Source organism: Klebsiella sp. YJ, from assembly GCF_002108615.1.
Lineage (GTDB): Bacteria > Pseudomonadota > Gammaproteobacteria > Enterobacterales > Enterobacteriaceae > Klebsiella > Klebsiella planticola.
Genome location: NZ_MTEG01000005.1, coordinates 54002 through 79462, shown reverse-complemented (window position 1 = coordinate 79462; position 25461 = coordinate 54002). Strand labels below are relative to the sequence as shown.

The window sequence follows — 25461 nt, the reverse complement described above, 5'->3', positions numbered from 1 at the left end:
CATATTTACTCGTGTTTACTGCGAGTCGATATCTTTCAGATCGCCCTGAATCGCCTGAGCGTTAGGGTTCTCGACCGGCGTAAGTTTACCGCCGTTGGCAATAAAGTCATGACGCTGGAAGTAGGCTTCGCGAACCATGATATACGGGTCGGAAGACTGGCGCAGCAGGCCGTCGGAATCCAGCAACTGAGCACGGGTCTCAACCCCTTCAACCGCCCACTTACCGATAGACATCGGCCAGGTCAGCCAGGAAAGGACCGGATAAAGACCATCAGCCATATCACCGCCTTCATCACGCAGCGTAAAGCTGCCATAGAACGGCAGTTGTACGTAAGGGCCGTAACCCACGCCATAATGACCCAGGGTGCTACCAAAGCGATGCGGTTCAACACGCTGCAGTTTCGGGTTCGCCATCCCGGCGACATCAATCAAGCCGCCCATCCCGAGAAGGGTATTAAGGAAGAAGCGGGTAAAGTGCACCATACCTTTATAGGGATCGCCCTGCAGGAAGTAGTTCGCCATCACCGCCGGTTCTTCAAGGTTGCTGGTGAAGTTACTCAGCCCATTGCGCGCCGGCTGCGGGACATAATCACGCCAGGCAACGGCAACCGGACGCAGCACGTACGGATCCACCACGTTAAAGTTGAAGTCGAACATCGTACGGTTAAACCCTTCAAGCGGGTCTGAACGCCCCTGCGGCAGATCGCCAGAGCTGGAACTGGCACATCCCACCAGCAATGTGGCGCCAAGCGCAAGCGCCGACAGGCGAAAATTCATAGGTGTCTCCCTGTTAATTTTGGCTATTGCGGTGGGCTATCCGGGGACCACTGCCTCCATGACGATACCACCCGAAGCAAATTGCAATCTGGTGCCTGCTTTCAGCATAGCCTTCTTTGGCATAATTGTTGCGCCCTGATTCTATACATATTTTGCAATATTCGTATTGCTATTCTTGCCATCAGCAAAAATTTAGGAGGTTATCCCGGGCCAGTCGGGTGAAACATCTCTACGCTTATGAGAATGAAAAAACGCAGGAGGAAATGCCATGACGACAGATCCCAAACCTCACGAGCGCCCTCATAGCGAAGAGGTGGAGGTTGAAAGCGATGAAAAACAGGATGGCGAACCGATTGAGGTCAACGAGAAACGCCTGCCCTCGCGTGCAATGGCCACCCATGAAGAGATCCGTCAGGAGGGGGAAAAAGAGCTGGAGCGCGATGCCCTTGCACTTCTGTGGTCAGCGGTAGCCGCTGGTCTGTCGATGGGGGCCTCGATGGTGGCGAAAGGGATTTTCCATGTTCACCTGGGCGAACTTCCCGGTGGTTATTTAGTGGAGAATCTGGGTTATACCTTCGGGTTTGTTATTGTCATCATGGCTCGCCAGCAGCTGTTTACCGAGAATACCGTCACCGCGGTATTACCCATCATGCATAAGCCGACGCCCGGGAATATCGGCCTCCTGCTACGGCTCTGGGGCGTGGTGCTTATTGGTAACCTGGTCGGTACGGCAATTGCGGCATGGGCCTTTAATATGATGCCGATTTTTGACGATGCCACCCGCGGCGCGTTTCAGGAGATCAGTTTAAAGGTCATGGAAAATACGCCGTCTGAAATGTTCGCCAATGCGATTATTTCCGGCTGGCTGGTGGCGACCATGGTGTGGATGTTTCCCGCCGCCGGCGCGGCAAAAATCGTGGTGATCATCATGATGACCTGGCTGATTGCGCTCGCCGATACCACCCATATCGTTGTCGGCAGCGTTGAGATTTTTTACCTGGTCTTCAACGGCTCACTGCCCTGGCAAGACTTCATCTGGCCTTTCGCGCTGCCGACGCTGGCTGGCAACATTTGCGGCGGCACTTTTATTTTTGCGCTGCTCAGCCATGCGCAGATTCGCAACGACATGAGCAACGACAAAAAGGAGCGGCTCAAGGCGAAAAAACACCCTTAAGTGGCGAGAGTTTAAGCATTCAACCCATAGATGCTTAACGAACAAGGAAAAAAACGCTATACTCCCGCCGCTTCGTCCCCTTAGTTAAATGGATATAACGAGCCCCTCCTAAGGGCTAGTTGCAGGTTCGATTCCTGCAGGGGACACTTCTTAGCCGCTCGCCACACTCCGACACAGTTCGTTCAATCCCTTACGTACCCACTATTCGATAAAACGCCTGTTCGACAGCAACGGACTCTATCTCATGGTCAACATAACGGCTCAACGTGCCCGCGCATGAAATATCTCTTGCTCACGCTTACAGACTTGCAAACCGTCGGACGGTGGATGGCGGAATAGAGGGAAAGCGATTGTCAGGAAAGAGTAAAAAAGCCGACAGGCTATCTGGCACGCCAATAGAATTAACATAATGAATAATATAAGTTTTATTCTGATGCCTTCTGTTTTATTTCAGCATAACGGACAGCCAATTGCTTCAGATGCATCTCCAGTTGAGTCCTGTCAGCAACCGGTAAAGGTTTGCCGGCAGGCGTTTGTGATAATGCCCGCAATTGCTCTTCAGCGGGTATAGCTTGATTAAAGGACTGCATGGCGGAAAAGACCACTGATTTCAGCTCACTGACCGTCATGTATTTCCCCTTCTGCTCATCAAGCCGGTTCAGCCTGTCGCTCAGTTTTTGTAGCGTCGTCATTCCCTGATACCAGCCATTGAGATTTTCTGCCGGCAATGAGGCAGCAGTAAGCTGTTGCTGCCACTGTTGTGCCAGAGATTTAGCCTGCTCCGGCCAAAGCGTCTGAGCCTGTTCCAGAAGCTGCCTGCTCCAGGCGATATTCCAGTCAGGGGGAAGCTTGTCCAGTCGGGCAAGCTGCTGCTGCGTTTGTGTGATAACCGCAGGTGATAACGAGGATCGCTGGCGCAACACATCCAGCTGTGCAGGTGTGAGCGTTGCAGGTAACGGCGCAAGCGAGGCGGCGAGCTGAGTCTGGAGTGGCTCAGACCGCAGTAAGGTATGCCAACCCCACGCCGTCGCCACGCTTACCACCAGCATGGTGCACATCCCGGCGACAAAGGATTTCGTTTTGTTTACCGGCGCGGGCATTGCCACCTGTATTCCGATATTCGCCTGGTGTTCTGCTTGCGCGACATACACCCGCTTCGCTGTACTATCCGCCGCGCGACTCCCTTCCGGCGGACCACCAGCTGGAGCGCTCATTGCTCCCCCTGAACCATTCATTACCGTGGCAGGCAGCCCGATCCCCGTCTCGATGCTCGCCCCAGCACAACCGGAGGTGTCATCACCGTTTTCCAGCCGGGCGGCATTGTTGTGCATCAGCGTACGCAAGGCAGCAAACTGACTCAGGTGTTTAAGTTCCAGGCGCTGTAACACGACGCAGAGAGCGGTAAGCAACTGCTCTGCCCGATATAGCTGGCAGAGGTCGCTGTAATTCGGCAGGAGCGTGCGCATCCGTTGCTGCAGACGCTGACTCAGACCACTAAGGATTTCGATGCGGGCATGTACTGGTTGAGGCCAGAGCGCGCCCCACTGATGGCTTATCAGGGCCTCCAGGATTGCCAGCCCTTCATTTAAACCAGACAATCCGGCCAGATGCGTCCGCGCAAGCGTATACCAGGCAGCCGTCTGCAGTTCAACACCGTTTTGTTCAAATAATGAAAGGCAGAGCTTTTCGGCATATTGCCAGTTCACATCCGGGCGCGCCGGATGGGTCAGCTTACTCAATTCATCACGTAGGGCTGCATAATCCGGCAGGGTACGCGGATCGCCGCCGGTTTTAATTTTATGTGGGGTAATGTCATTCATGACCAGATATCCATCTGACGTGTCTGAAACTATGGAGGATTTTTGAGGCCCGGAGATATGACTGATATGGTGCTATCCGGCCTTACATGCGGGTTGTCGTGTCGAGATACTGCCGTTGCTTCAGGTGTCGCAGCAGGACCCGCCCTTCGGGCATAAACTCGGTGCCGTAGCGCACCAGGCCAACACCGTTGAGTTCAGCGTCAATGGCATAGTGCAGTTCACCTGGAATTTCCTGTTTCTCCAGGACAACGGTTATTTTTTTCAGGCGCGGCTCATATTTCAGCAGAACCGCAGACAATGTCGCCATCAGCTCATGGGCGCTACCCGGCATCCCTTGCAGGATTCTGGTCATATCCGGCAGCCCGTAATCCGGCAGGTGCGCCAGCGTCCCGGCACGGCAGTTGAGAACCCGCAGCATGTTGTCCAGCACAGACAGGATGACCTGATTTTCTTCACTGACCTGATTGACAGCAAGGCCACCGGTAAAATGACCGGTGAGCATTTCATACAGCGAAGGCGTGCGATGTTCCCGGGGCATTAGTCGTCCTTGAGCGGTTGCAGCGTCAGATGATTGTTACCGGCTTCCAGAATGCGCGGCTTATCCGGATCGAGGTCTTCACGCTGAATCACCCGCTTCCAGGTATTGTTAACCATATCCGGGTGACGAAACAGTCCCGCCACTGCCACAAACTGCGCACCGGCTTCCATTGGCATGTTGAGGCTCGCATCTCCGCCCGGCTTCACCACCACATCACGGCTCGCCAACAGGTCAGCTTTCAGAATGCTATCCCCATCCTGGAGCAATTGCTGGTAAACCGTTTTGTCGAAGGTTTTGCGGTCTTTCAGTTGGTAGACACGGACCACCACTGGCTCAGACAGCGAGTTACTCTCGCGGGAGTCGGTGTTCAGCGCTTCACGGGCGGTGAAATCCAGGTGCAGCACCTTAATATTTTTGTAGAACACGGCGTTAAACGCCGATTTGGTGCCATCGGTGATGCCCTGGGTCACCCCACAACCCGCCAGACTGAATGCCAGCAGGGGCAACAGCCAGCGCGCTGTTTTAGTTAAATTTGTACGTAACACGTCGGTTTCCTTGTTGTGGTGTCGCAGGCTCCAGCCCGGTGTAGTCACCCAGTTCTGTCGTAAAGGTCTGAGGGAGATCCTCCGGGAGGTCATCGCCTTCCATGCCCAGTACGCCGTTCATGCCGAGCCAGAAAGGACCGTCGCCGAGCGGCGGAGCGGCCAACAGACGGGTCCGGGTGGTGAAGGTGATTTTTGCCTTAAAGCGCCAGCCGAGATAAACACGCAGCATCACCAGGAAATCGTGGTACAGCAGACCATCCGGTTTCCAGCCCTGCGCCTCCTGCTCGTTATCCGTCGTGAGCGCAACCAGCAGTTGGCTGCCCGCATCCATCGCTTCGTCACCCAGGGGGGTGTTGCCGTCCAGCAGAAAATCATCATCGCCGTAAAAGCCCAGTGGCCGGCTGACTTCCACCGGCCGCAGGCAATACGGGCTGACCCTGACGGTGGTCTCCGGGGCCAGCAGGGTCACCAGCGCCTGCATCCCCTCCTGGGTTTTACCAGGCTGGCGCAGCACCCCCAGCAGCGCCAGAAATCGGGATACCGGTGTGGCAATGTGGTTCGCCGTGCCGGGAATACCCAGTCCCACCAGGCCCAGCAGTGACTGCGAAATGTTGTCGGTCCCCCCTGGCTCAAACGTGGCGGGGTAAGAGTATTTACGCCAGATGCGATAAAACTGCGTCAGGATGCGGTGGCTGAAAATATCCAGAAAGCCCTGCAGCGCCTCATGCCCTTCCCGGCGCTGGGTGATGTCATCAAGATAGGCGGTCGGCAAGGGGGAATCCACGCCATACATCCCCATAAATGTGGCGCGGATAACCGGCGGTTTGCTGTCATTATCCTCATCATATTCAACGGCTTTCAGCTCACTGGCCGGAAACCCCATCCCCGGATGCGGGGCAAAGCGGACCGGATCATCCACAGGGTGGCTGGTCGAGCCCATCAGCGGCCTGTGCGGATTACGTTTCTCCAGCAACTGACAAAAACGATAAAAGTTAATGCGGTGAAGATCGGCCTCCAGCCGCGGGGTCAGCCGGGAATGCGGCGGTTGTGCTTCTCTTGCCATTCCAGGCGCTCTCCGGTCGGTTGTAGAATGATAATCAGGCGGTTAAACAGATAGATGTCGGTGTAAAGCGCAAAGAAGCGGCTCAACATCTCGCCGAACAGGCAGATGTCACCGCGTCCGGCAAAGCCGTGACTATCCAACGTCACCTCAATCTGCACGCCGCGCACCAGATAGCCCTGTTCGAAGCGTTGAGCTTCACCGTGCTTCACATCGATGATGGCTTCCAGACGTAGGCGGTTCATCTCACTATCAGTCCACTCATACAGCGCCAGAGTGCCACGCAGCACGTCAGCATTATCCATCATTGAGAGAAAACCGCTGCCAAGGTGGCTCAGCACGCGCCAGTGAAAACGGTCCTGCGCCGGCGGATAACAGGGTAGCGTCGGCGCGCACAGATTGCGCACGGCGATACTGGCCGAAGTGGTTTTCATCACCGTATCGAGCACGGCGCTTTGTAGCGCCCGGCGAGGCAACTGACCATTGGTGCCGGTGAGCGTCAGCGACAGGCTTTCATCTTCCGGCACCGTGTGGTTATCAAACGCTTCGCCACCGAGGATAAGCCAGGTATTGTGTAGCCCGGACGGGCCGCGGCGCACGCGGGTATGATAGAAATACTCCGGCGCGTCGTGTCGCAGCATTCCGCCCTTGTGGCGAAAGCTCGAGAACGGCACGTAAGAGTGCTGGCTGGAAGACATCACCGAATCCACTGCGTAAATCTCAGTATGGCCATCCTGCACGCGCATCGGGCGCAGCATGTATTCGGTTTGCAGAGAATTGAGCGTCAGCGGGTCAGATTCCAGCGGGAACAAGTTAATCACCGGCACGCAGTTCAGACGCAGATGCTTTTCGGTAAAGCTGAAGTCATGCTCCCAGCGTTCCGCCAGCACCACGTCGATTTCAAACCAGGGGAGCTCAGCCGGGAATTCCACCCTCTCCAGCCCACGCAGGCCGGTGAACATAAATTTCTCGCGGAAGGTGAAATATTCCAGCAGCAGCTGGTAACCGCTAAAACTGCTACCCCCTCTCGGCCACAGGTCGTCGTCATCGCCAAACCCCAACGCGGTGAAATATCCGTCCAACGGTCTTCTGTCCACGTCGCCTGGCATTCTCAACCAGAGACGCGCAGTGTTCATGGTAAAGGCTTCATGCATGGCGCAGGCCAGCGGTGCATCGGCGTTAAAATAGAACGGGATCTGGCTGAGATCGACACGACGCCAGTCAGCAAGATAGCTGCAGTTAAAGCGCAGGCTGATGACCGAGCGCCCGTCAGGGTCTGACGACAGGCGGGCGTGCTCCAGCGACAGCGGCTGAAGCGCGATCTCTTTCGTTGTCGTATAGCGGCAGCGGGTGCCCTTCTCACCGATCGGCCGCGAGTTCACCTCGAAACCTTTGACAATGCGCATCTGCTCTTTCATTTCACGCCAGTCGGGGGTGAACTCCACCACCGACATCGACGGAATGGTGCGCAGGTAGTGTGGCCAAAGCAGGCTGACCAGCCCTTCGGTCAGTTCCGGCAGATCGTCATCGAGTTTCTCGCGCAGCCGGCCCATCAGGAAGGCAAAGCCTTCGAACAGGCGTTCCACGTACGGGTCGCGCGCACCCGCTTTATCGAGATTGAGCATTGCCGCCTGCTCGGGATGAGCACGGGCAAACTCTTCGCCAGCTTCCAGCAGGTAGCGCATTTCGGCGTCGTAATAACGCAGGGTTAAGTCGTCCATATATTTTATATTGATTTTCTCTTATTTATTAAACGCTGAAATTGCCGAGCCCAAATATACAGAACCAAAATTACAGCGACATTAATTAATATTTATACTTGAATGCCTTGATTTTTTTAAAACACAAATCACCTGAATCATTTTCAAGAGTTTCATTATTAAACCCATCTTTCACTTCAATCGACACGGAACATGCTCCATGCATTGAGGAAAGAATAAAATTCTTACCGCCCCCACCATTAGAATTATATTCATACTGACCGCCAATTCTCCAGCCGATATCAATTGCCGCATCTTTTCTAATCAGAGACATGAATGAAGCGGTGAATGCGATTTTTTTGCCAGATGCTATGACATCAGGTTTTGACCTTACTATTTGTTCAACTTCGTCAGGTTCAGGATCGACGTCATACACACTTTCACCAGCATATACAAATAGAGGTTTGCTTGTGTTATTGATAATAGTAACAACAGGTCTTATCGGGATGACGTGGGCGATAAGAAATACCCCTCCCAGAAATAACACAATACAAATCAGAGCTATTTTCTTTTTCAACGTCATTCCTCAATTTTTTCTGGGTTTTCTGTGTTCCAGCACCAATGTTTTTCTCTTGAGTGAGGGAGTAACTGATCAGGTGTTTTCTCTAGCGCATCCAGTATATTATTTACAGTCAGACTCTCTGCATATTTCCCATATTGATGATAAAGAGCAAACCCTATCTTCATGCTTGTAACATCATCCAGCGTATCATCTCCAACTGCGCCAGGTGTCATGTTTTGTTCCCAGGTGGAACCTTTCAAAAGCAATGACTCAGAAAAACCAACGCTAAGTCCAACATAACCATAATGAATGTTTGACCAAACATCATAAAAGTAATCATGTTGTTTGAACTTATGGTAATAAGACTTCGATGATTTTCCTTTTCTAGGCAACGGGCGTGCGACTGCAACCGACGAAAACCTGTCGCGAATCTTCGGTTTATGATCCCAGGTAGACCCCGTTTTTACGGTCTGATACCAGACAGCCATTGCAGCAAGTAAATCTGGTTGAGGAGGAGGCGCCATTTTTGAGTAAAAAGGCAGTCTGTCCCATTCAGCTTTCCTTTCCCTTAAGGTCTCATCATCAATTAAATAACGGATTGTTTTTGCAATCTGGCCTCTGACATTCGTCTTAATTTCATTAAGTATATAATCAGCAACCTTCACAGCTCCGTCAGTATGTTGACAATGCTGCTTAATCTTAAGTTCGGGAGCCGCCGCCAGTGGAGCCGTTGCTGATGAATTGCTTGCCAGTGCAGTGACTGTCGGTGAAGTTCCCCCTGCAGAATTAGCACTCCCTCCACTCTTCTCATACGTATCACCCCACATCGAGGGGATAAACTTTGCCTTACAGGGACAGGTACTGTAGCTGTCGAGCGTGCCGGCCATTCGCCTGCCATGGATGGTGTCGTTATCAATGCCGCCGGCTATCTTGTAAAGCCCGGCATGTTTACCGCAGGTCACGCTGTCCTGCTCCCGGGCTACAGGTTTATCAAACAGAGTGTGATCCTCTGCGCCCGTGGTGATTTTCCCACCGCAGGTCGTTTTGTCGCCCTGCACCAGATAAAAGCCTTCTGCTGCCATATTTTTCCCTTTAGCTGAATTCAGTCCTAACTACCCGCAAAGCACCACGCTGCTTGCCGGGTCGAGCGCAATGAGACCGGCCAGAAGCTGGTCCATCTCAGGCTGTAACCGTGATTTATCGGTTTCACCGCGTGTGGCTTTCATGCGCAGCAGTCTGAGGCGACGCGATTTGACTTCGAATAACAGTGTCGGCGTCCACTGCGTGAGGGTGATGGACTGCGCGGCGCTATCGAGTTCCCTCAGCAGATGCAGGGCCAGTTCATTCTTACCTTTCTGTTCGGCCACGCGGGCCATCAGCAGGCGCAGTAGCCATTTATCTTTTATGGCGTCGGTGCCCGGGCGTGTTTGCAGCCAGTGAAGAGTGGCATCCAGTCCGTCACTGTCAGCTTTCTCCAGTGCTTCTGGTTCAAGTGCCAGAATGTCGTTGTCAGCCCCTCTGGCGGCATTGACCGGTTCATCCCGCCAGCCGGATATATCGTCCAGCACGTTCTGATTTATCCAGTTCAGCGTGACCTCATCGGCAAAGGGCGTACCGTCATTAAAGGCCAGCGTTTCAAGTCCGGTGAGGCGGCGCAGCAGCCCTTTCAGGTCGGCGGTGATGATGTCGGCCAGCACTGCTTGCCCGGACTTCAGCAGGGCCTGATGGATATACCACTGCAAATCCAGCCAGAGATGATTAGCGCCGCGTGAGAAGGTGCTGTCCGCCTGCTCCAGTATTTCCAGCCAGCTCTGCTGCAGGTACAACCGCTTGAGCATGGCCCGCTGGTCAGCCCGCGGCGGTTCGATACGCGTTTTCCCTTCGGCATTCGGTGCCGGAATAGCGCTCAGCGTGTCATGGCGTAGGCTTTTCATTAGCCGATGTGCCGCAAGCCAGCCATCGGGTTGTTCACGCAAATATCCGGTCAGGATTCGGGCCTGGGCCAGTAAATCCTGACCGGACGTGATGCGACTCAGGACCGGCGCGTCAGGCTCGGTCGTAGGCGCGGAGGTCTGTGACTGCCCCTTGTTACCGGCGTTTTGCGGCACCACCGCATCCACGCCACCAGCCTTCATCAGGCGAGATTCCAGCGCGCTGTACAGGGCATTCATCTCCGGACGTGACGCTTCCGGCCCGGTATCCAGACTGTTGCGGATGAGCAGCAGCGCACCGGCTGTGCGCAGGGCATCCTCGCGCACCACTTCCGGCCAGAGTGACAGGCTATCGAGAACACGGGAGCCTGCGAGCCACTCCAGCGCCGGTTTACGGCTCCGCTCCCGCTGAGGGTGAAGTTTCGTCCCATAGTGCTGCAACAGCCCCGCCAGCAGCTCAAGCCCTTCGGCAAAACCGGCTTCGCCGTCCTGGTGCAGGCGCGCCCAGCAGTAATAGGTGGCAACCCGGATATCTTTAGCGGTGCCAGTCAGCAGCTTTTCAGCAAGCGTGCAAATCAGCCCGGTATTGATGCCGGAAAGTTTGTTGACCTCTTCGCGGATACGCTGAAAATCCTCGTCATATCCCGGGTCTTCTCCCGTCGGACTGGTATCGCTGACCGGGGCAAGCCAGGGATGCCAGCTTTCCGTGCGTACCTGCGCCTGTTGCGACAGCAGGTTTTTATCCGCCTGACAGGCGGCAACCAGATTCTGCAGAGTGCTCATCATTCGCTCCCATCGATGTCACTGTTTCCGCTGTTGTCCATCAGCGCCTGAGCGGTGGCCGCGCTGTCGACACTGAATATCTGATCCGGCAGCGTGAAACCGCGCAGATCCAGCAGCGTCAGCGGACCTTTTCCGAGTTGTGAGCGCAGTACCCACTGCAGAATTCGACCGTCCGGGGCGGTAAAGCTCATCATCCACTGGCTACGGTCAAGCTGCTGGCGCTTGCCCTGCTCCAGCCAGCGAATAAAGCCCCAGGTGCCGCTGTAATCCCCAAACAGGCGCGCACCGGCGCTGGTTGAGGTCCAGGTCAACATCGTGCCTGGCTTATACGTTTCTCCCGGCCAGCGGAAAGATTGCCAGTCGGCCATCTGGTTAAAGTAATGCAACTTTTGTCCATCAATTGTCAGTTGGGTTTCCACCACCTGCGATGCAGGACGCGCCTGCAGTTCGAAGCTGATGCCCTGACTGCCATCGGTGAACAGAATGTCTGACAGCTGGCTAAGCTGGTTAATGGCCCGCAGAAAGGCCGGGTTAAAACTCAGCCCCTGGCTGTTGACCTTATCCGGTGCCCACTGGCTGCCTTCCTTGTGCAGCACACCGCTGAGCTCTGTCGTCAGGAAGCGATCAATTCGTCCGCTGTCCTTGCGCACAAATTCAGCCAGCATCGGCAACGAGGCGTCACTTTTGCTGGCGGCAAACGGAAAGCGTGCGTCGAATGCGGTGTGCCAGTTCGCCGCCACCGAGCGGCTCCACTTATCATTCAGGCTCGCTGCCGACGGCTGCAGTACGGTCTCCCAGGCCTGGGTCAGCGGCTGCACAAACATCGTGTTACCGAAGCCGCTCCACTCCTCGCCAAGGCTTGCCGAAATCAGGCTGCCATATTGTTGGGTATCGGTCAGGTCAACGCTTTTACCCTGAAATACCGTCTGCGCCAGGGTCTGCATCATCTCCTGCGGGTCAGAGGCGCTGGCTACCTGCTGCAGACGGAGACGTACGCGGGTGATGCGAGTCAGGTAAGTTTGCAGGCTCAGTGAGTTATCAGCCGACATCACATTGCTGCTGGTGTTTTTGCCCAGAAGCTGAAGCAGCGGGCCAAAGGTTTCATCCAGTGGCCCCTGTGGGCCTGACGCAGACTGGTCAATCACCGGTTTGTCTTTCCCGCCCACCAGGTCTTTAGCCGATTTGATGAGGGAGTCCGAAAGCCCTTCGCTTTGCTGGCCGGTCTGCCCCTGCCACGCCAGCGTATTCATCAGGGCAATCAGCGGTGACTGACGGACATCACTCATCAACGTCAGTTGGTCGGTGACGTCAGCGATATTGTTTGCCGGGTTAAGTCGCAGACTATTCAGGAAGCTCAGCCAGCTGCCGGCAAAGTCGGTGAAGTAACGTTGCGTCAGACGCGCTTTCAGTGCTTCCGGCGACAAGTCTGAGGAGACAGCTTTTCGACTGTCGCTCAGCACCCAGTCAATTTCATCGCGGCGCGAACTGGCCGCTTTCTCGATGACCTGCTGAATCCCCCCTTCCCATGCCTGGCGGGTAAACATGCCCGGCACCACCTCCTCGGTGGTGAACAGGCGGCGAGCATCGGTGCCGCTGGTCATGTCTTCCAGAGACACATCGGCGAAATTACGGCGTACCGATTTGAGCATGCTTTCATACAACGTGCTTTCGGCATTGCGGTGCCCAATTTGCTGCAACAGCACCTGGCGGCTCTGGCTGACCAATTGCGTATTCGGTGTAATTTTCCACTGCGGCTGCTTTGGCAGTTCGGAGATGTAGAACGCCCACAAATCCGGTGACAGGCTTTGCCACAACCCGGTTGAGATGCCTATGCGCGTCGGCTGCACCACTTTCATGGTCTGCGCGTAAAACGCGCCGTCGGCTTTATCTGGCCGGGCCATCATCAGCCAGGCTTTCAGCTGGTCATAGCCCGGTTTCGCCAGCTGCGCACGCTGGTCACTGTTCGGCGCTGAGTTAGCCAGCGCGCTGAGCTTTTGCGTCAGGGCGACATTCGCCGGATCGCGAATCAGTCGGTTGTTCACCACGCCGTACCAGGGCAGCATCGCGTTCAGCAGCTGCGGGTTGTGGTCGAGACCAAAGCGCTGATACCAGGGCGCTCCCTCCCGGACACGGTGCAGCAGGCGACCGGCGTCATTACGCAGAGTATGCAAGGCCGTCAGTTGGTAATCCGATACGGAAGGATGCTCTACCAGGGCATGAGCCTGCTCAGCAACAGAAACTATCTGCATGCGGTTGACAGCGAACGACAGCAGCGTCCCCACTCCCCAGACACCGATAATGGCCATCAGCGTCCAGGCAAGCGTCTGTTCCCACGCCATGCCGACACGGCGGCCACGTATGCGGGCGCAGTCGTCAACGATACCCTGCCAGGACACCGGCAGGGTCAGCGCATGGCGTTGTGATTCCGGGACATATTTTTCAGCATCGGCAGATACTGGTGCTGCTGCTCTCTCAGATGTATCAGCGGTTTTATCGCGTGGCAGGCTGAACATCAGGCCACGCAGTGGAACGCGCTGCTGAGAGTCGAAGAGCCATGGCACCAGTTGCTGAGCCCAGCGGGCGATACCGCCGTCTTTCAGACGCTGGCCCAGGCGCAGCAGAAAGTCGTGACCGTTGTTCTCAGCGACCTGACTCACCCCCTGCGTTCGCAGGACCGGCAACATCAGTTCTAGCTGGCGGGTAATATCGTCAGGCTTAGCACGCAGCGGGAAACGGGCTCCGACCGCCTGCTCAGGGCGTGTAGTCTGCGACCAGGCGCTGTCGCACAGTTGCCACAGCCAGACCGGCGCAGAGTAACGCAACAGTTCGCTGATTTTTTCCAGTCCGCGTAAATCGCTGTCGCTGATTTGTGGGGTCAGATTAAGCGACTGCGGCATGACGCGAACAATGCCGTCCAGTGGGCGCCCGCGGCGCAGCTTGCGCAGCGCGGTGTATTTTTCGCGATCGGGCTCAGCAGTCAGACTGCCGCCGTAAATCAGCACGGTACGGCTGCCTTCCAGCCACTGCTGTTGTTGCAGGCCGGGGACCAGTTGTTCGATTGCCGCCTCATCGCCGGTGATTAACAACAGACGGGTTTTACGACGCCAGTAAAGGCCAATACGGGAGCGGAGATGCCCCCGAATCTTGTTGCACATGGCCACCGCAGGGTGAACAGGCGCTTTATCATTTTCCCGTTTCTTTTTCTCATCATCACCGTTGGTATGGTCGACAAGCGCATTAAACTCCTGCTTACCGGCACTGCGTACCGTCGCCAGAAGCACCATTGATACGATAAGGACACAGCCTGAAATACATCCGCCGGCGATAAGCCAGTAAATTTGCTGCTGACTACCGTCTTCAATCCCGGCTATATCCGGGGTCTTCCAGACCATGTACGTCATAACGGCTAACAGTAAAAAGAAAATTAATGCAACAGCAAGATAGCGGCCTTCCGTAGTCTTCGGTGCTAAAGGTAGCTTCACGGATCCATCTCCTGTCGGGAAGCAATCGGGGTAACGAGCGTGCTCCAAAGCACATTCTGTGTGGTATCACCGCAGATAATCATCTGTGGTAACTGAGTTTGTCGGGCAATTTCAGTGGCGGCAGCGATAGCCAGCCAGGGGGCCGCGGCACCGGCATGTCCCATGGATGTATCGAGCGAAATGACGGCTTCGTCCTCTACAGACTGCGCAGGGTGCGCATTCTGGCACACGATCACTTCAGCCCGCTGTTTACCCGTCATCCCGGCAAGCCATAAATTTTTCACGATATTTTCTTTAAGCGGGACGTTCCAGGCGGCCATGTTCATCCCCTCCCTCAGTTCACCTGTTGGAGCAGCATCTGGCCGGTGCAGTAATGCGAGAGGTTCGAGTGACTCCTGGGTCAGGCGGTTGCCAAGAAGCAGTGCTACACCGGCTTCAGCTGTGTTGTCAGATTCGGCAGGCTTTAACTGGAGACCCACAATCAATAACATTGCTTTATCTTTAATACGTTCATTCAACCAGCGGTCGATTACACTGAGCCCACTCCCTTCACCATATTCAACAGGAAGAGTAATTTTGTTCTTTTGCCAGGCCTCATCCCAGTAATGGCGAATACTCTCCAGAGGCAGCGATGTTGTTACATCAAAAAATACTACCAGTGGTACTTTGTCAGGGATGTGTGCAAAAGGAATACCAGCAATCAACTGCGAAAAAATATTCGTTATCACGAATTTTAGCGAGTCCTGCGGGCTGGAAGAAATTTGGCTCATCCTGGAGCTTTCATTACCATCCCGGTCGACCTGCGAAACAATAATGCTATCGTTATTTTTCATCGAAATAGCTGTATCTTTCTGAGCAACTGATGAGTGGCCGGTAATGAATGTTGCATTCAGCACCTGCAGTGCACGACGTGCCTTACGGGTTTCTCGAAGGATCCATTGTTCCCGTTGTTTGTCGAAAGCATTTGCTTTGCTATCCTGCAATGCCCACAGAAGCAGACAAGAAGCAAACGGAACACTCCACAAAACAATAGGCACACCTAAAGCAAACTTCCAAAAATACAGGTTTTCAACATAACGCCCAAATATACGCATTAATATAACTCTGACTGAAAGCATGGCAACCAGAGCAATAAGCCAACGAGAAAATTTCAGAGGTTTATGTCTGGGATAGCATTCTGGAAAATGTTTAAGTGTATATGACATTAATTCTCTCATATTACAGGATGGCTAAATTAGATTGATATGCAAACGAGGCAAGAATTCACCATGTTATATTTTTCTCATTATCGAAACTCACGCTCAAATATACAACCATCCTTTCTGTTAAAGAAAAACAGAAATCAGAGCGCTAATTTATTTTTGTTGTTGAAATGGCCTTCCATTTTTTCAGCATGTAATCCAGAAGAGGTTTATCACCTCTTAAATTAGAATCTGGAATCGGTGGATTTCCCCCACCATAACTGCCATTTCCAACAACAATATGCTCCTCCCCTCTCAAGGCATATTTCACTCCATTTTTATATGCAAAGCACTTCACAGTAACAGGATCTAACCCACCGATGCATCCAATTTTATACGCGAACAGAACTGTCGCTTCGTTATTAGAAAAAGCCCGACTTATCTCAATTGCTTTAGTTATCACATCCAGATTGATATCAACTTCGCAGTCATTAACATAATCGTTAAGAACCCAATCAACATTCCCTCCTGTTACTTGTTTTACTGACAAATACTCACCAGAGTTGTTTTTAGCAACCCCCTTTTCTATCACTAAGTTATGCTCACCAGAATCGTCAATCCAAGTTCTATTAATGAACAAATCCTTAGCAAAAACGGAGGGGCATTGAACAATCAATAATATGCAAATAAATTTAAAATGGGAAGTGAAAGAAATATTTCATTTACATATCCATTATTAGATGTAGTGAATATTATCTCATCGGCTGTAAGATAAATCGCTTTCAAGTTCACTTGGGGAACATAAATTTGTTTGCAGCCTTGCACGCTAAGGTCCCATCAGGAAGAGCATCAAACAAGGAAGTAAATCTGTATAATGACAACTCCCCTCCATTTTTCTTAAAATCAATAAAGTATCCATATGCACCATCATCGTCACATTTTTTCCTCATGGACTCTGGTAATGCAAAAGAAATATTCCACACACATACCCTCTCACCAGGGAAAACTGGCGACGAATGCATTGGATATTTAGAATTCTTATCCACACCCCAGCCATAATAAACCTCAGACATATTAACAAGAGTGCTTTTTTATTTAGAACGAGTTCATCCTGCTCAATATCACCCTTTATAGCACCAGAAGAAAAAATAATTAATGATTGCTTGTCATTATTTTTAAAAACTCCTATCAATGAATCCACATCCGACTTATTTATACATTCTTCAGCTGAAGCATAAGAACCATAACTAAACAGTAAAATAAAATAAAATAAAATAAAATAAAAGAATTTCATATCACTCTCCAAAAAAATACCATTAGATTTAATTATCTTGTTCTCTCATCATCTTTAGAAGAGTCATTCGCCCCCAGGCTTTTACGCAACTCTCCGATGTTAGACATTGTTGGTTGCTCTTTTGCACCTGAAGTAATAAATCCTTGTGCATGTGGATAATACGATTTAGGCACATAATATCCAATCAATTCATAACCTAAACGCCCATTTATATAGACTTGATATAATGGATTTATCGTAACACTATCTCCTTGATTTCCACCTAGCACACCTATCTCCCCATCTTTAAACTAGCAATATATAAAAGCAACATGCCCAGTCCACGATCCTTTCATTAGCGTATCAGTGCATAATATTACTTTCCGCTGTAATTTATTCTTATTATATATGATTTATCAATTTTTCTTCCCGGTGTTGATGTTCCCATAGAGTATCCATTAATATGAATCAATATTTCACCGTTTTCTTGGGGCTTTCCACTAATTATTATGTGATGGTAGTCCTCCACCTCTCTTTCCCGCCCTCCCCTTTTTAAGGTAATCATTTCAGGATTCCATATCAGACCTGAGTTTATAGGTAAGATATCTACGCCGATATTTTCTTTGAACAAAACAGCATTAGTTATTTCAACTTCAGCCAAATAGGCTTGCCCCACAATTCCATCTGGGAGTTCATTTCCTCTTGGTGAAAAATTCGGTGCTGGATTTGCACAGGCAGAAACAAAGAAAATAATAAAAACTATTATTTTTTTTCATTCTTATTTCATTGATTTAAAAACCAACCCTCAAAAAACATGCCGAGCGAAGTAGTTAAGGCTGCTTTTATCTTTTGTTTGCCAATCAACGCTTCCCCAAGAGAAAAGCTTCAGTTCAATTAATTCATCACTATCTTTGGGAGTAATATCTCCGCTATCAACCTTACAAACAGGCTCATCCCAAACGATCCAGTGGTTCTTTGACGATGAGTCACCATTGCCCCATCCTTTTAACATCCCTGCGGATATGAGAGTTACAACTCTATAATCTTGTTTTGCATATGAGCTAAATCCTTATTATTAATTTATTTTAATACATTAATTTCATATTTTCGTTTAAAATCTTGCCCAGCACTAGCAACGACACCGCCCTTTATACTGATTGTTATTACTCCTTGTGCTTCAGGCTTGCCTTGTATGGTAAAGTTATTATATATGTGTTTCGTATAATATTTCTTTTCAACAAACACCAACTTTAATCCCGAATTTGATGGATGGATTTCATAACTCAAATCAACAACCGGTCCTGTACCTCCAGATATGGTAATTGGAACATAGTATTCCTGACCAACAAATGCTTCAGGCAATTTATTGGGTTCGAATACAATCTGATTACCACACCCAGTTAAAAATAAAAAAACAAAAACCGCACAATATTTACTCATGTTAATTATGGTATTTTTGTAAATACCATCCCCCCAAAAGTATGGCTTAGAAATTCACCCAATGTTAATGATGCCCGGAGCGCATTATCTTTAACTTCACCCCATGAAAAGAGCCTCAACGAGACAAGTTCTTCTAAATTGGTTTCGTTAGTAATACTTCCCCCGTTAACTAACTTTAACTCTCCATCCCAAACTATCCAATGATCTTTGAATGGAACATCTGCGCCCTGTTGGAGCATACCCGCAGAGATCAAACTAAAAATATGGACATCATCATTCATTAATGAGTTTAGATTACATATATCACTTAAGCTGCTATGATACAAACTTATATTACTGAATATTTTATGTGCACCTGCATTCAACATCCATTTTTCAATATCGCCCCACAATGTTATTGCAGATGCTTTATCTCCAACTGAGTCATATTTTAATAAATTATTAGAAGAGTCACGCAAACTGGCCATTGTAATCCAATCGATCGCGGAAACTCGAGGATGACTCGCCCCTGCAAACAAATCGTTCACCTTCATCGTGCTAGTGCTTGGTTGAAGTAAGAAAGAGCCCAGCATTGCTTTGCCATGATTCCACAGATCCCAGACCAGTTGCTCATAAACATCATATCGGTCCATCATTAAACAATAGTAAAATGCTGCCGGACCACATAGCATCGAGTAATACTGATCTGGGTAATATTCCCCTTCAGGCCCCAACAGAGAAGCAGCCTTTCTGGTATCAAGCTCATTTATTATAATATTTTTTGTAAAAGGGTCTAATGGATCTCCTACTGGATGCTCCAGCGCAACAAAGAACCTCGGTAGACAAGTGATATATACATTATGTATATTGTCATCACCATTGCTATTGACAGACTTTGTCTGAGCTTTAGTCTCAAAATAACAGACATTCTCTCGTTTGCTTTTAGAGTAAGCCTGCCCGGAAACCATTTCCCCAAGTTTATACATTTTTTTAGACGGGGATGATAGCACTGAAATCAGCTTACCTCCGTGTTTGCGGTATAGGTTAATTTCTATAATGTAGATCACTGACAAATCATCCTCAGTCTCATTCGTATCATGAGGCTGAGTATAATAACTAGGGTCTATTGGTTGTTGCGTCACTGACAGCAGAACATGCTTTTTATTATTACCGTCAGTTTTATACACATTGAGGTCATAAAAAAGGTCAGATGTGGGAACATTCGATTCAATTTTTGTATAAATATTATACTTAGGCATTGATAACTCCCGGCATCATATGCAGCAATACATCCTGAGCCTGCGCAGAAGTAAACAACTTCGTATACCCCTCACTATCACTGACACCTTCCAGTACTGAGCCATCAGCCAAAAATGCTCTGTAAGGAGTATTCAGCATCGGTATTCCATTATCATCTGCACACAAATAACGAATATTGTGGCTACCGTCGTCGATAGCATTGGCTAAAGGTGAAATCTCAGGCTTATGTTGCGCTCTTGTCTGTCTGGTGTAATGGCCTGCTCTTGTCCTGAAATCTCCCATCGTCGCAGATTCAATAGCATTACCATCCAGAGTGATGTAACTCCCCCCGCCGTTTACCGTCAGCTTCTTCTTCGCGATGATTTTAATTTCATCTTCCGTGCTGACAATGCTGATTTCTTTACGTGCCAGCAATTCCATCAGATCGTTTTGTGCCTGCACCTTCACAGGTCCCTGATTTGCAATAAGCTTGATCCCCAGCTTACGAACAAACACACTCAGGGCATTACCCACCCCGATGAACAGATTTTTCACCACGCTGACGTCGGCATTTTTACCGGCAGTAGCTATCAGGTTCTGCCCTGCAGATACCTGCAGATGTTGCCCGCTGGTCAGCGCCATTCCATCCGGTGCGCTGAGCAGCAGTACTGATTTTTTGAGGTCTGTCAGCTGCTGTTCCAGCAGTTTAATTTGCGCCTGGAGATCGGCCGGGTTCGCGGTCGCCTTCTGCGCATCATCGGAGATGGACGTCATCTGCTCCCGGGCACCACCCAGATTGCTGACCGCTGGCTGCATCTCCAGTACCTGGTCCTGTGCTTTCGCCTGCCCGTCCGCACTGATGAAGATGCCCTTCTGCGCCCGGATGGCTCCCCAGCTGTCGGTTCTGAGTTCAAAACCCTCACCGCGCTGTTGTTTTTCGCTGTCGACCAGGTGCCCGAGATTCAGCTGGCTCTTGCCGCCGTATTCCGTGGAAACCTTGATATGCTCTTTCCCGCGTTCATCGTCGAGGCGAATTTTGTTGTTCGCCGGGGTGCGCAGGACGTTACGTTTGTAGTTGCGGATAGTGACATGGTCACCGTGCGCCGAGTCATGCAGCACACCGGAAATGTACGGCCTGTCCGGGTTACCGTCCTCAAAGCCAATCGCCACTTCGGTGCCCGCCAGCAGCGGCAGGTGCAGACCGTAGGTATCTCCTGCATATTGGCGTGACTGGCGCACCCACAGGCTCTCGAACCCGGTCTCCCGGTTATCACGATCAAACAGCATGTTGACCCGGTAACGGCCGTCTTTATCGATATGGCCGTAGGTGTCGTTTTCGGTGGTACTGGTGACGCGGGCCGGTAAGGTACCGGCCATCACCGGGCGTGAGCCAGGCTCAGGACGGAAACTGAAATCAGTGCTGTCCGGGATCCCGTCAAAATCAACCGCCAGGTCCTTATCGCGGCGGGCATGCGTGCGCAGGGCTGTGATAACCACGCCATGAGCAAACACGTCGGCCACTTCGTAGCCGCCGGTGACTTTCAGTACCTGACCCGGCGAGAGGGTCGGGCAGCTGGTGATGGCACGGGTCTGCGTCTGGCCATTCAGGTAACGCTCATGACGAATGCGGGCGTAAAACGCCCCGGACTCCGGGGCCGGATTGCGGTCCCAGGTACTCCCCTGAGTCAGATAGTTATCGGCATAGTGATAGGCATCACCGTAGGTGGTGGCATCCCCGCGGGTCGCATTCACCTGGGTGTTCATGTCTTCCGTCGCCTGACGGTAGTTGTAATCACGGGTGCTGACCTGCTTCTGCACCACGTTATGGTGACTCTCCATGCCCCACACCGAGTCCACGCCTTGTGAATGCTGTCCTGATGGCGGAACTGATGGCAGGGTCAGGCCTTTTCCATACCCCTGCTGACCGTCGTAAAACTCCACCACGTCGATGTTCAGGCGGGTATCGGTGGTAAAGCGGAACCAGATACCGACTTCGCCCAGCAGGCGGGAGATAAAGCGCAGGTCGTCCTCGCCGTACTGCATCACCTGCTCACGGCGCGGATACTCTTTTGCAAGCGAGAACAGAAAATCCTGACCGCGCATGCCGTGGCGCTCGCGCAGGATTTTTTCCACGATTTGCGGCACTGACATATCCTGATAAATGGCATTCTGGTGCGAACGGTCAAGCAGCGCCAGGCGCGGCTGCAGCGTCAGGGCGTAATGGGTTTCATCTTTTGAGGTGCCGAAGCGTTCAAAGCCCGTCACCACTCCCTGAATCACCCGCACCGGCTGCTGCATTTTACTGCCGTAACCCTGATCAACCGGGGCCTGCAGCGTCAGGGAGGCGGGCTTCATCAGCATCATCTCTTTACTGATGGCATGGTCGCCACTGGTAAATTCAATGCGGTAGCTGAACGGTTTACTCAGGGCTTCGTTGCCTTCAAATGCCAGCACATCAAGCTCGGCTTCACACCCCTTCACCGAAAGCCAGTGGTGGTTGTGGCTGAATCTTATCGGGGGATGGTTGCTCATGCGTTCACTCCTTCAGTGCGGTTGAAATCCAGTGAGATCCCCTCATCCTCGCTCCAGCCGAGCATCAGGAATTGCGGCTTCTGTTTTGCAGCCATATAGGTCAACAGCTGCTGGCTCAGTACGGGCAGGATTTGCTGATTGAGTAAGCTCTCCACGTTACGCGCGCCGGTATCCGGAAGCAGGCAGGCGGCGGTCAGTACGTCGTACAAGCGGTCATCGATACAGGTGATCAGGCCGTAGTGGCGGTGCAAGCGTTTACTGACCTGGGCGAGCTTCATTTCCACGATAGTGCGCATGGCGGTTTCAGCCAAAGGCCGGAAAATTACGGTCTGGAAGCGGGCGAGTAGCGCGGGCTGAAAATGATCGCGCAGGATCGGGCGCAGCAGTTCGTGCAGGTCGCCCTCGCTGGCTTCCGGTTGTTCGTCCAGAAGCTGCATCAGAGGGTCGCTGCCGAGGTTGGAGGTCATCAGAATAACCGTGTTGCGGAAGTCGATTTCTCGACCTTCGCCGTCGCGCATAAAGCCGCGATCGAACACCTGATAGAACAGATTCATCACATCACGGTGGGCTTTTTCCACTTCATCGAGCAGCACCACGCTGTACGGGCGCTTGCGCACGGCTTCGGTGAGGATCCCGCCCTGCCCGTAACCGACGTAACCCGGAGGTGAACCCTTCAGTTGAGAAACGGTGTGCGGCTCCTGGTATTCCGACAGATTGATGGTAATCAGCGATTTTTCCCCGCCGTACATCACGTCCGCCAGCGCCAGCGCGGTTTCGGTTTTCCCCACGCCGCTCGGGCCCACCAGCAGGAACACGCCCTGCGGGCCATTCTCGGAGGTGAGTCCGGTTTTGGCGGCACGCAGGCGCTGAGCAATGGCATTGAGGGACACATCCTGTCCGACGACGCGCTTACCGATTTCGTTTTCCAGGGTCAGCAGCCCGGTCTGCTCGTCTTTCATCAGCGAGGACAGCGGTACGCCCGTCCAGTCAGCAATCACCGTTGCAACGGTACGCACATCCACATCAACGCAGAGCAATGGGTGGCTGCCCTGCATGCCGTTCAGCTCCTGTTGCAGCGTGTGAGTCTCACTCTGACGGGAGATATCCTGGCGGCTTTCCAGCAGTTGTTCGGTGAGTTTCAGCTCCTGACCGTACTGGGTTTCCAGCTCGTCGAGCGCAACGATGAGGTCGTTCTCTTCCTGCTCAATGGCGCTCAGGCGTTTACCGTGGCTCTGATTGCCAAGCGCGATATCCTCCAGCAGCGCCTGCTTCTCCATTTCCAGAGCGGTAATCTGTGAGCGGATGCGGGTCAGCGGTTCCGGGACGGTATCGAGGCTCATGCGCACGCGGGCGCTGGCAGTGTCGAGGAGGTCAACGGCCTTGTCCGGCAACTGACGGCCCGTCAGATAACGGCGAGAAAGCGTGACGGCAGCTCGCACGGCATCATCGGTAATGTGCACGTTGTGGTGCTCAGCATAGCGGGATTTCAGACCACGCAGCATCAGACACGCCGTGCCATCATCCGGCTCGTCCACCTTCACCATCTGGAAGCGACGCTCCAGGGCAGCATCGCGTTCGAAGTACTGCTTGTATTCGGACCAGGTGGTCGCGGCGATGGTGCGCAGTTCGCCTCGCGCCAGCGCCGGTTTCAGCAGGTTGGCGGCGTCTGCGCCCCCGGCCTGATTACCGGCACCAATGATGGTATGCGCCTCATCGATAAACAGCAGAACCGGTGTGGATGACTGTTGCACGGCATCGATGACGTTTTTCAGGCGCTGTTCAAATTCGCCCTTCACGCTGGCGCCCGCCTGCAGCAGGCCGAGGTCAAGCGTGCGCAGAACAACAGGTTTGAGCGATTCCGGTACGTTGCCTTCGGCGATTCTGAGTGCGAGACCTTCCACCAGCGCGGTTTTCCCCACGCCTGGCTCACCGACCAGGATCGGGTTGTTTTTACGGCGACGCGAGAGAATGTCCACCATCTGGCGGATTTCCGTATCACGGCCAAACACCGGGTCGATTTTGCCTTCCTTCGCTTTGGCGGTGACGTCGAGGGTGAATTTATCCAGCGCGTTTTGTAATGCCGGGCTGAGCTCGCTCTCTTGCACTTCAGCCCCAACCGGGCGCCCGACAAACGCCACTCCCCCGCCATGGCTCTGCGCCAGTTCAGCTTCCTGCTGTACTTCGGGACGTTCATCAGACTGTGCATCAAGCAATGGACGCAGGCGCACCAACTGACTCTGACCCATCGTCAGCAGTGGCCACAGTCCGTCACAGTGGGCCAGTTTTGGCTTACCGACCAGCGCCATCAGCAAATGGAGGCTACGGATTTGCTCTTCTCCATTAAGGGAGGCAATCAGCCAGGCTTCCTGCATCAGCGTCTGGATGTTTTCCGAGAGCTGCGGTCGGTGGCGCACTGAGCGCGGTTGTTTATCCAGCCAGCCGAGCAAATCCTGCCAGATGCTGTCCATATCCCATTCGTAGCGACGGGCCAGCACCGTGAGATCGCCTTCCCCCTGCTCCAGCAGTTTCAACAACCAGTGCTCCGGAAGAATTTCCGCATGCGCGCGGCTCTGGCAGAGCGAGGCCGCCCCTTCCATCGCACGGGCACAGTAAGGGTTCAGACGTCGCAGCAGGATGGCTGGATTTTCCATGAGTCTCTCTTTGTCGGTTCCTGGACACGCTACCGCCCCTCGCTGTTTCCCGTGAAGGGGACCAAAGCGCATCCGGTCGGCTGGCAGATTGTGGGTTCTTTGCTCAACGCCCGCGTGGGCAGACGCTCAGCAAAGACAAAAAAAGCGGACAGAGAGGACTGTCCGTCTGAGTGGTTACTCTAAATAGTTCGTGCAGTAACAAGGCGGCAAGTTCGCGAATCCCCGGGAGCTTACAGCGGTAAGTGACCGGGGTGAGCGAACGCAGCCAACACCGTTACCGCGCGAAATATGACGAGTAACTTAGGCGGTGGCGCGTTCGTTCCACGAATCGGAATGAATGATGTTGCCGTCTTTGTAGGTCCAGGTGATTTTTTCGTAACGCAGCTCAATCTGCTCAAGGTGGTTGTGTTTCTCGAAAGAGGGATCCTTGATGTCGTGCATCACCGGGTTCACTTTCACCACTTTTACGTTTTCGAGTCTGGTGTTGAAGTACTCCACTTCCTGGCCTGCGTCGTTGATTTTGTACCACTTGAATTCCGCAGACTTGAGGGTCTGACCGGTGGTCACCGCCTTGTACAGATACGGGCTGGACGAATCGATTTCCTTGGTGAACAGGAACGGCGTGTGGATACGGGTACCCGTCAGTTTGCCGGTGTTGTTATCGGTCGGGATGTACAGGTTATGCTGCTGCGCCACCACTTCGATGCTGCCTTCGCGATCCTGAACGTCCACAGACCCTTTAATGTCCGCGCCGCCGTCGTCTTTCAGCCAAAGATAAACAGGAATTGCCATGG

General features: G+C 52.4%; 21 protein-coding genes and 1 tRNA gene. 2 read left to right on the top strand and 20 right to left on the bottom strand.

Translation table 11 applies throughout. From position 1 onward, the window contains the following. Window positions 1–15: 15 nt before the first annotated feature. Window positions 16–777, bottom strand: coding sequence for a phospholipid-binding lipoprotein MlaA (gene mlaA, locus BV390_RS06260; protein ID WP_015583753.1), 762 nt, complete (start codon window positions 775–777; stop codon window positions 16–18). A gap of 268 nt (window positions 778–1045) precedes the next feature. On the opposite strand from mlaA, the gene BV390_RS06255 reads away from it, so the two are divergent. Further along, the gene (locus BV390_RS06255; protein ID WP_032695493.1) at window positions 1046–1951 is read left to right on the top strand and encodes a formate/nitrite transporter family protein; all 906 of its coding nucleotides are present in this window, start codon (window positions 1046–1048) and stop codon (window positions 1949–1951) included. 74 nt (window positions 1952–2025) lie between these two features. Beyond that, window positions 2026–2097: transfer RNA gene (locus BV390_RS06250), tRNA-Arg, on the top strand. A 279-nt stretch (window positions 2098–2376) separates the two neighbouring features. Here the strand turns inward: BV390_RS06250 and BV390_RS06245 are convergent. From BV390_RS06245 to hcp, 19 genes are all read right to left on the bottom strand, one after another. Then, window positions 2377–3771: a VasL domain-containing protein gene (locus tag BV390_RS06245; protein ID WP_085396724.1), complete on the bottom strand. Its 1395-nt coding sequence runs from the start codon at window positions 3769–3771 to the stop codon at window positions 2377–2379. A gap of 82 nt (window positions 3772–3853) precedes the next feature. Further along, the gene (gene tssE / locus BV390_RS06240) at window positions 3854–4309 is read right to left on the bottom strand and encodes a type VI secretion system baseplate subunit TssE (RefSeq protein WP_032695495.1); all 456 of its coding nucleotides are present in this window, start codon (window positions 4307–4309) and stop codon (window positions 3854–3856) included. Beyond that, window positions 4309–4854, bottom strand: coding sequence for a type VI secretion system lipoprotein TssJ (gene tssJ, locus BV390_RS06235; protein WP_064384679.1), 546 nt, complete (start codon window positions 4852–4854; stop codon window positions 4309–4311). Before tssJ ends, tssE begins: the two co-directional genes overlap by 1 nt. Further along, entirely contained in the window at window positions 4832–5917 is a 1086-nt protein-coding gene (tssG, locus tag BV390_RS06230) for a type VI secretion system baseplate subunit TssG (protein WP_085396723.1), read from the bottom strand. Before tssG ends, tssJ begins: the two co-directional genes overlap by 23 nt. Continuing rightward, a complete protein-coding gene (gene tssF, locus BV390_RS06225) occupies window positions 5881–7635 on the bottom strand; it encodes a type VI secretion system baseplate subunit TssF (RefSeq protein ID WP_085396722.1) in 1755 nt (584 codons plus the stop codon). Before tssF ends, tssG begins: the two co-directional genes overlap by 37 nt. An 85-nt stretch (window positions 7636–7720) precedes the next feature. Further along, the gene (locus BV390_RS06220; protein WP_085396721.1) at window positions 7721–8197 is read right to left on the bottom strand and encodes a hypothetical protein; all 477 of its coding nucleotides are present in this window, start codon (window positions 8195–8197) and stop codon (window positions 7721–7723) included. Next, window positions 8194–9258 (bottom strand): polymorphic toxin type 44 domain-containing protein, encoded by a 1065-nt coding sequence (locus BV390_RS06215; RefSeq protein WP_085396720.1) that lies wholly within the window; start codon window positions 9256–9258, stop codon window positions 8194–8196. Before BV390_RS06215 ends, BV390_RS06220 begins: the two co-directional genes overlap by 4 nt. 30 nt (window positions 9259–9288) lie before the next feature. Continuing rightward, window positions 9289–10890, bottom strand: a complete 1602-nt coding sequence (tssA, locus tag BV390_RS06210) for a type VI secretion system protein TssA (protein ID WP_085396719.1) — start codon at window positions 10888–10890, stop codon at window positions 9289–9291. Continuing rightward, window positions 10890–14372 carry an ImcF-related family protein gene (locus BV390_RS06205; RefSeq protein WP_085396718.1) on the bottom strand — a complete coding sequence of 1161 codons (3483 nt, stop codon included), beginning with the start codon at window positions 14370–14372 and terminating at the stop codon, window positions 10890–10892. Before BV390_RS06205 ends, tssA begins: the two co-directional genes overlap by 1 nt. Beyond that, complete coding sequence (locus BV390_RS06200) at window positions 14369–15577, bottom strand: hypothetical protein (protein ID WP_085396717.1); 1209 nt, start codon at window positions 15575–15577, stop codon at window positions 14369–14371. The genes BV390_RS06205 and BV390_RS06200 overlap by 4 nt, the downstream gene beginning before the upstream one ends. 145 nt (window positions 15578–15722) lie before the next feature. After that, window positions 15723–16268, bottom strand: coding sequence for a M949_RS01915 family surface polysaccharide biosynthesis protein (locus BV390_RS06195; protein WP_369804297.1), 546 nt, complete (start codon window positions 16266–16268; stop codon window positions 15723–15725). Between the two features lie 231 nt (window positions 16269–16499). Further along, entirely contained in the window at window positions 16500–16847 is a 348-nt protein-coding gene (locus BV390_RS31445) for a hypothetical protein (RefSeq protein WP_227517229.1), read from the bottom strand. Window positions 16848–16879: 32 nt separating this feature from the next. Continuing rightward, window positions 16880–17116, bottom strand: a complete 237-nt coding sequence (locus BV390_RS06185) for a hypothetical protein (protein WP_227517228.1) — start codon at window positions 17114–17116, stop codon at window positions 16880–16882. An 86-nt stretch (window positions 17117–17202) separates the two neighbouring features. Further along, entirely contained in the window at window positions 17203–17487 is a 285-nt protein-coding gene (locus tag BV390_RS06180; protein WP_127624805.1) for a hypothetical protein, read from the bottom strand. 419 nt (window positions 17488–17906) lie between these two features. Next, window positions 17907–18266: a hypothetical protein gene (locus BV390_RS31440; protein WP_223526082.1), complete on the bottom strand. Its 360-nt coding sequence runs from the start codon at window positions 18264–18266 to the stop codon at window positions 17907–17909. A gap of 5 nt (window positions 18267–18271) precedes the next feature. Next, on the bottom strand, window positions 18272–19504 hold the full coding sequence (locus BV390_RS06170) for a hypothetical protein (protein WP_085396714.1): 1233 nt from the start codon (window positions 19502–19504) through the stop codon (window positions 18272–18274). After that, window positions 19497–22016 (bottom strand): type VI secretion system Vgr family protein, encoded by a 2520-nt coding sequence (locus tag BV390_RS06165; protein ID WP_085396713.1) that lies wholly within the window; start codon window positions 22014–22016, stop codon window positions 19497–19499. The genes BV390_RS06170 and BV390_RS06165 overlap by 8 nt, the downstream gene beginning before the upstream one ends. Then, window positions 22013–24667 (bottom strand): type VI secretion system ATPase TssH, encoded by a 2655-nt coding sequence (gene tssH, locus BV390_RS06160; RefSeq protein WP_085396712.1) that lies wholly within the window; start codon window positions 24665–24667, stop codon window positions 22013–22015. The genes BV390_RS06165 and tssH overlap by 4 nt, the downstream gene beginning before the upstream one ends. A 300-nt stretch (window positions 24668–24967) precedes the next feature. Continuing rightward, window positions 24968–25459, bottom strand: a complete 492-nt coding sequence (hcp, locus tag BV390_RS06150) for a type VI secretion system effector Hcp (protein WP_032686595.1) — start codon at window positions 25457–25459, stop codon at window positions 24968–24970. Window positions 25460–25461 lie beyond the last annotated feature (2 nt).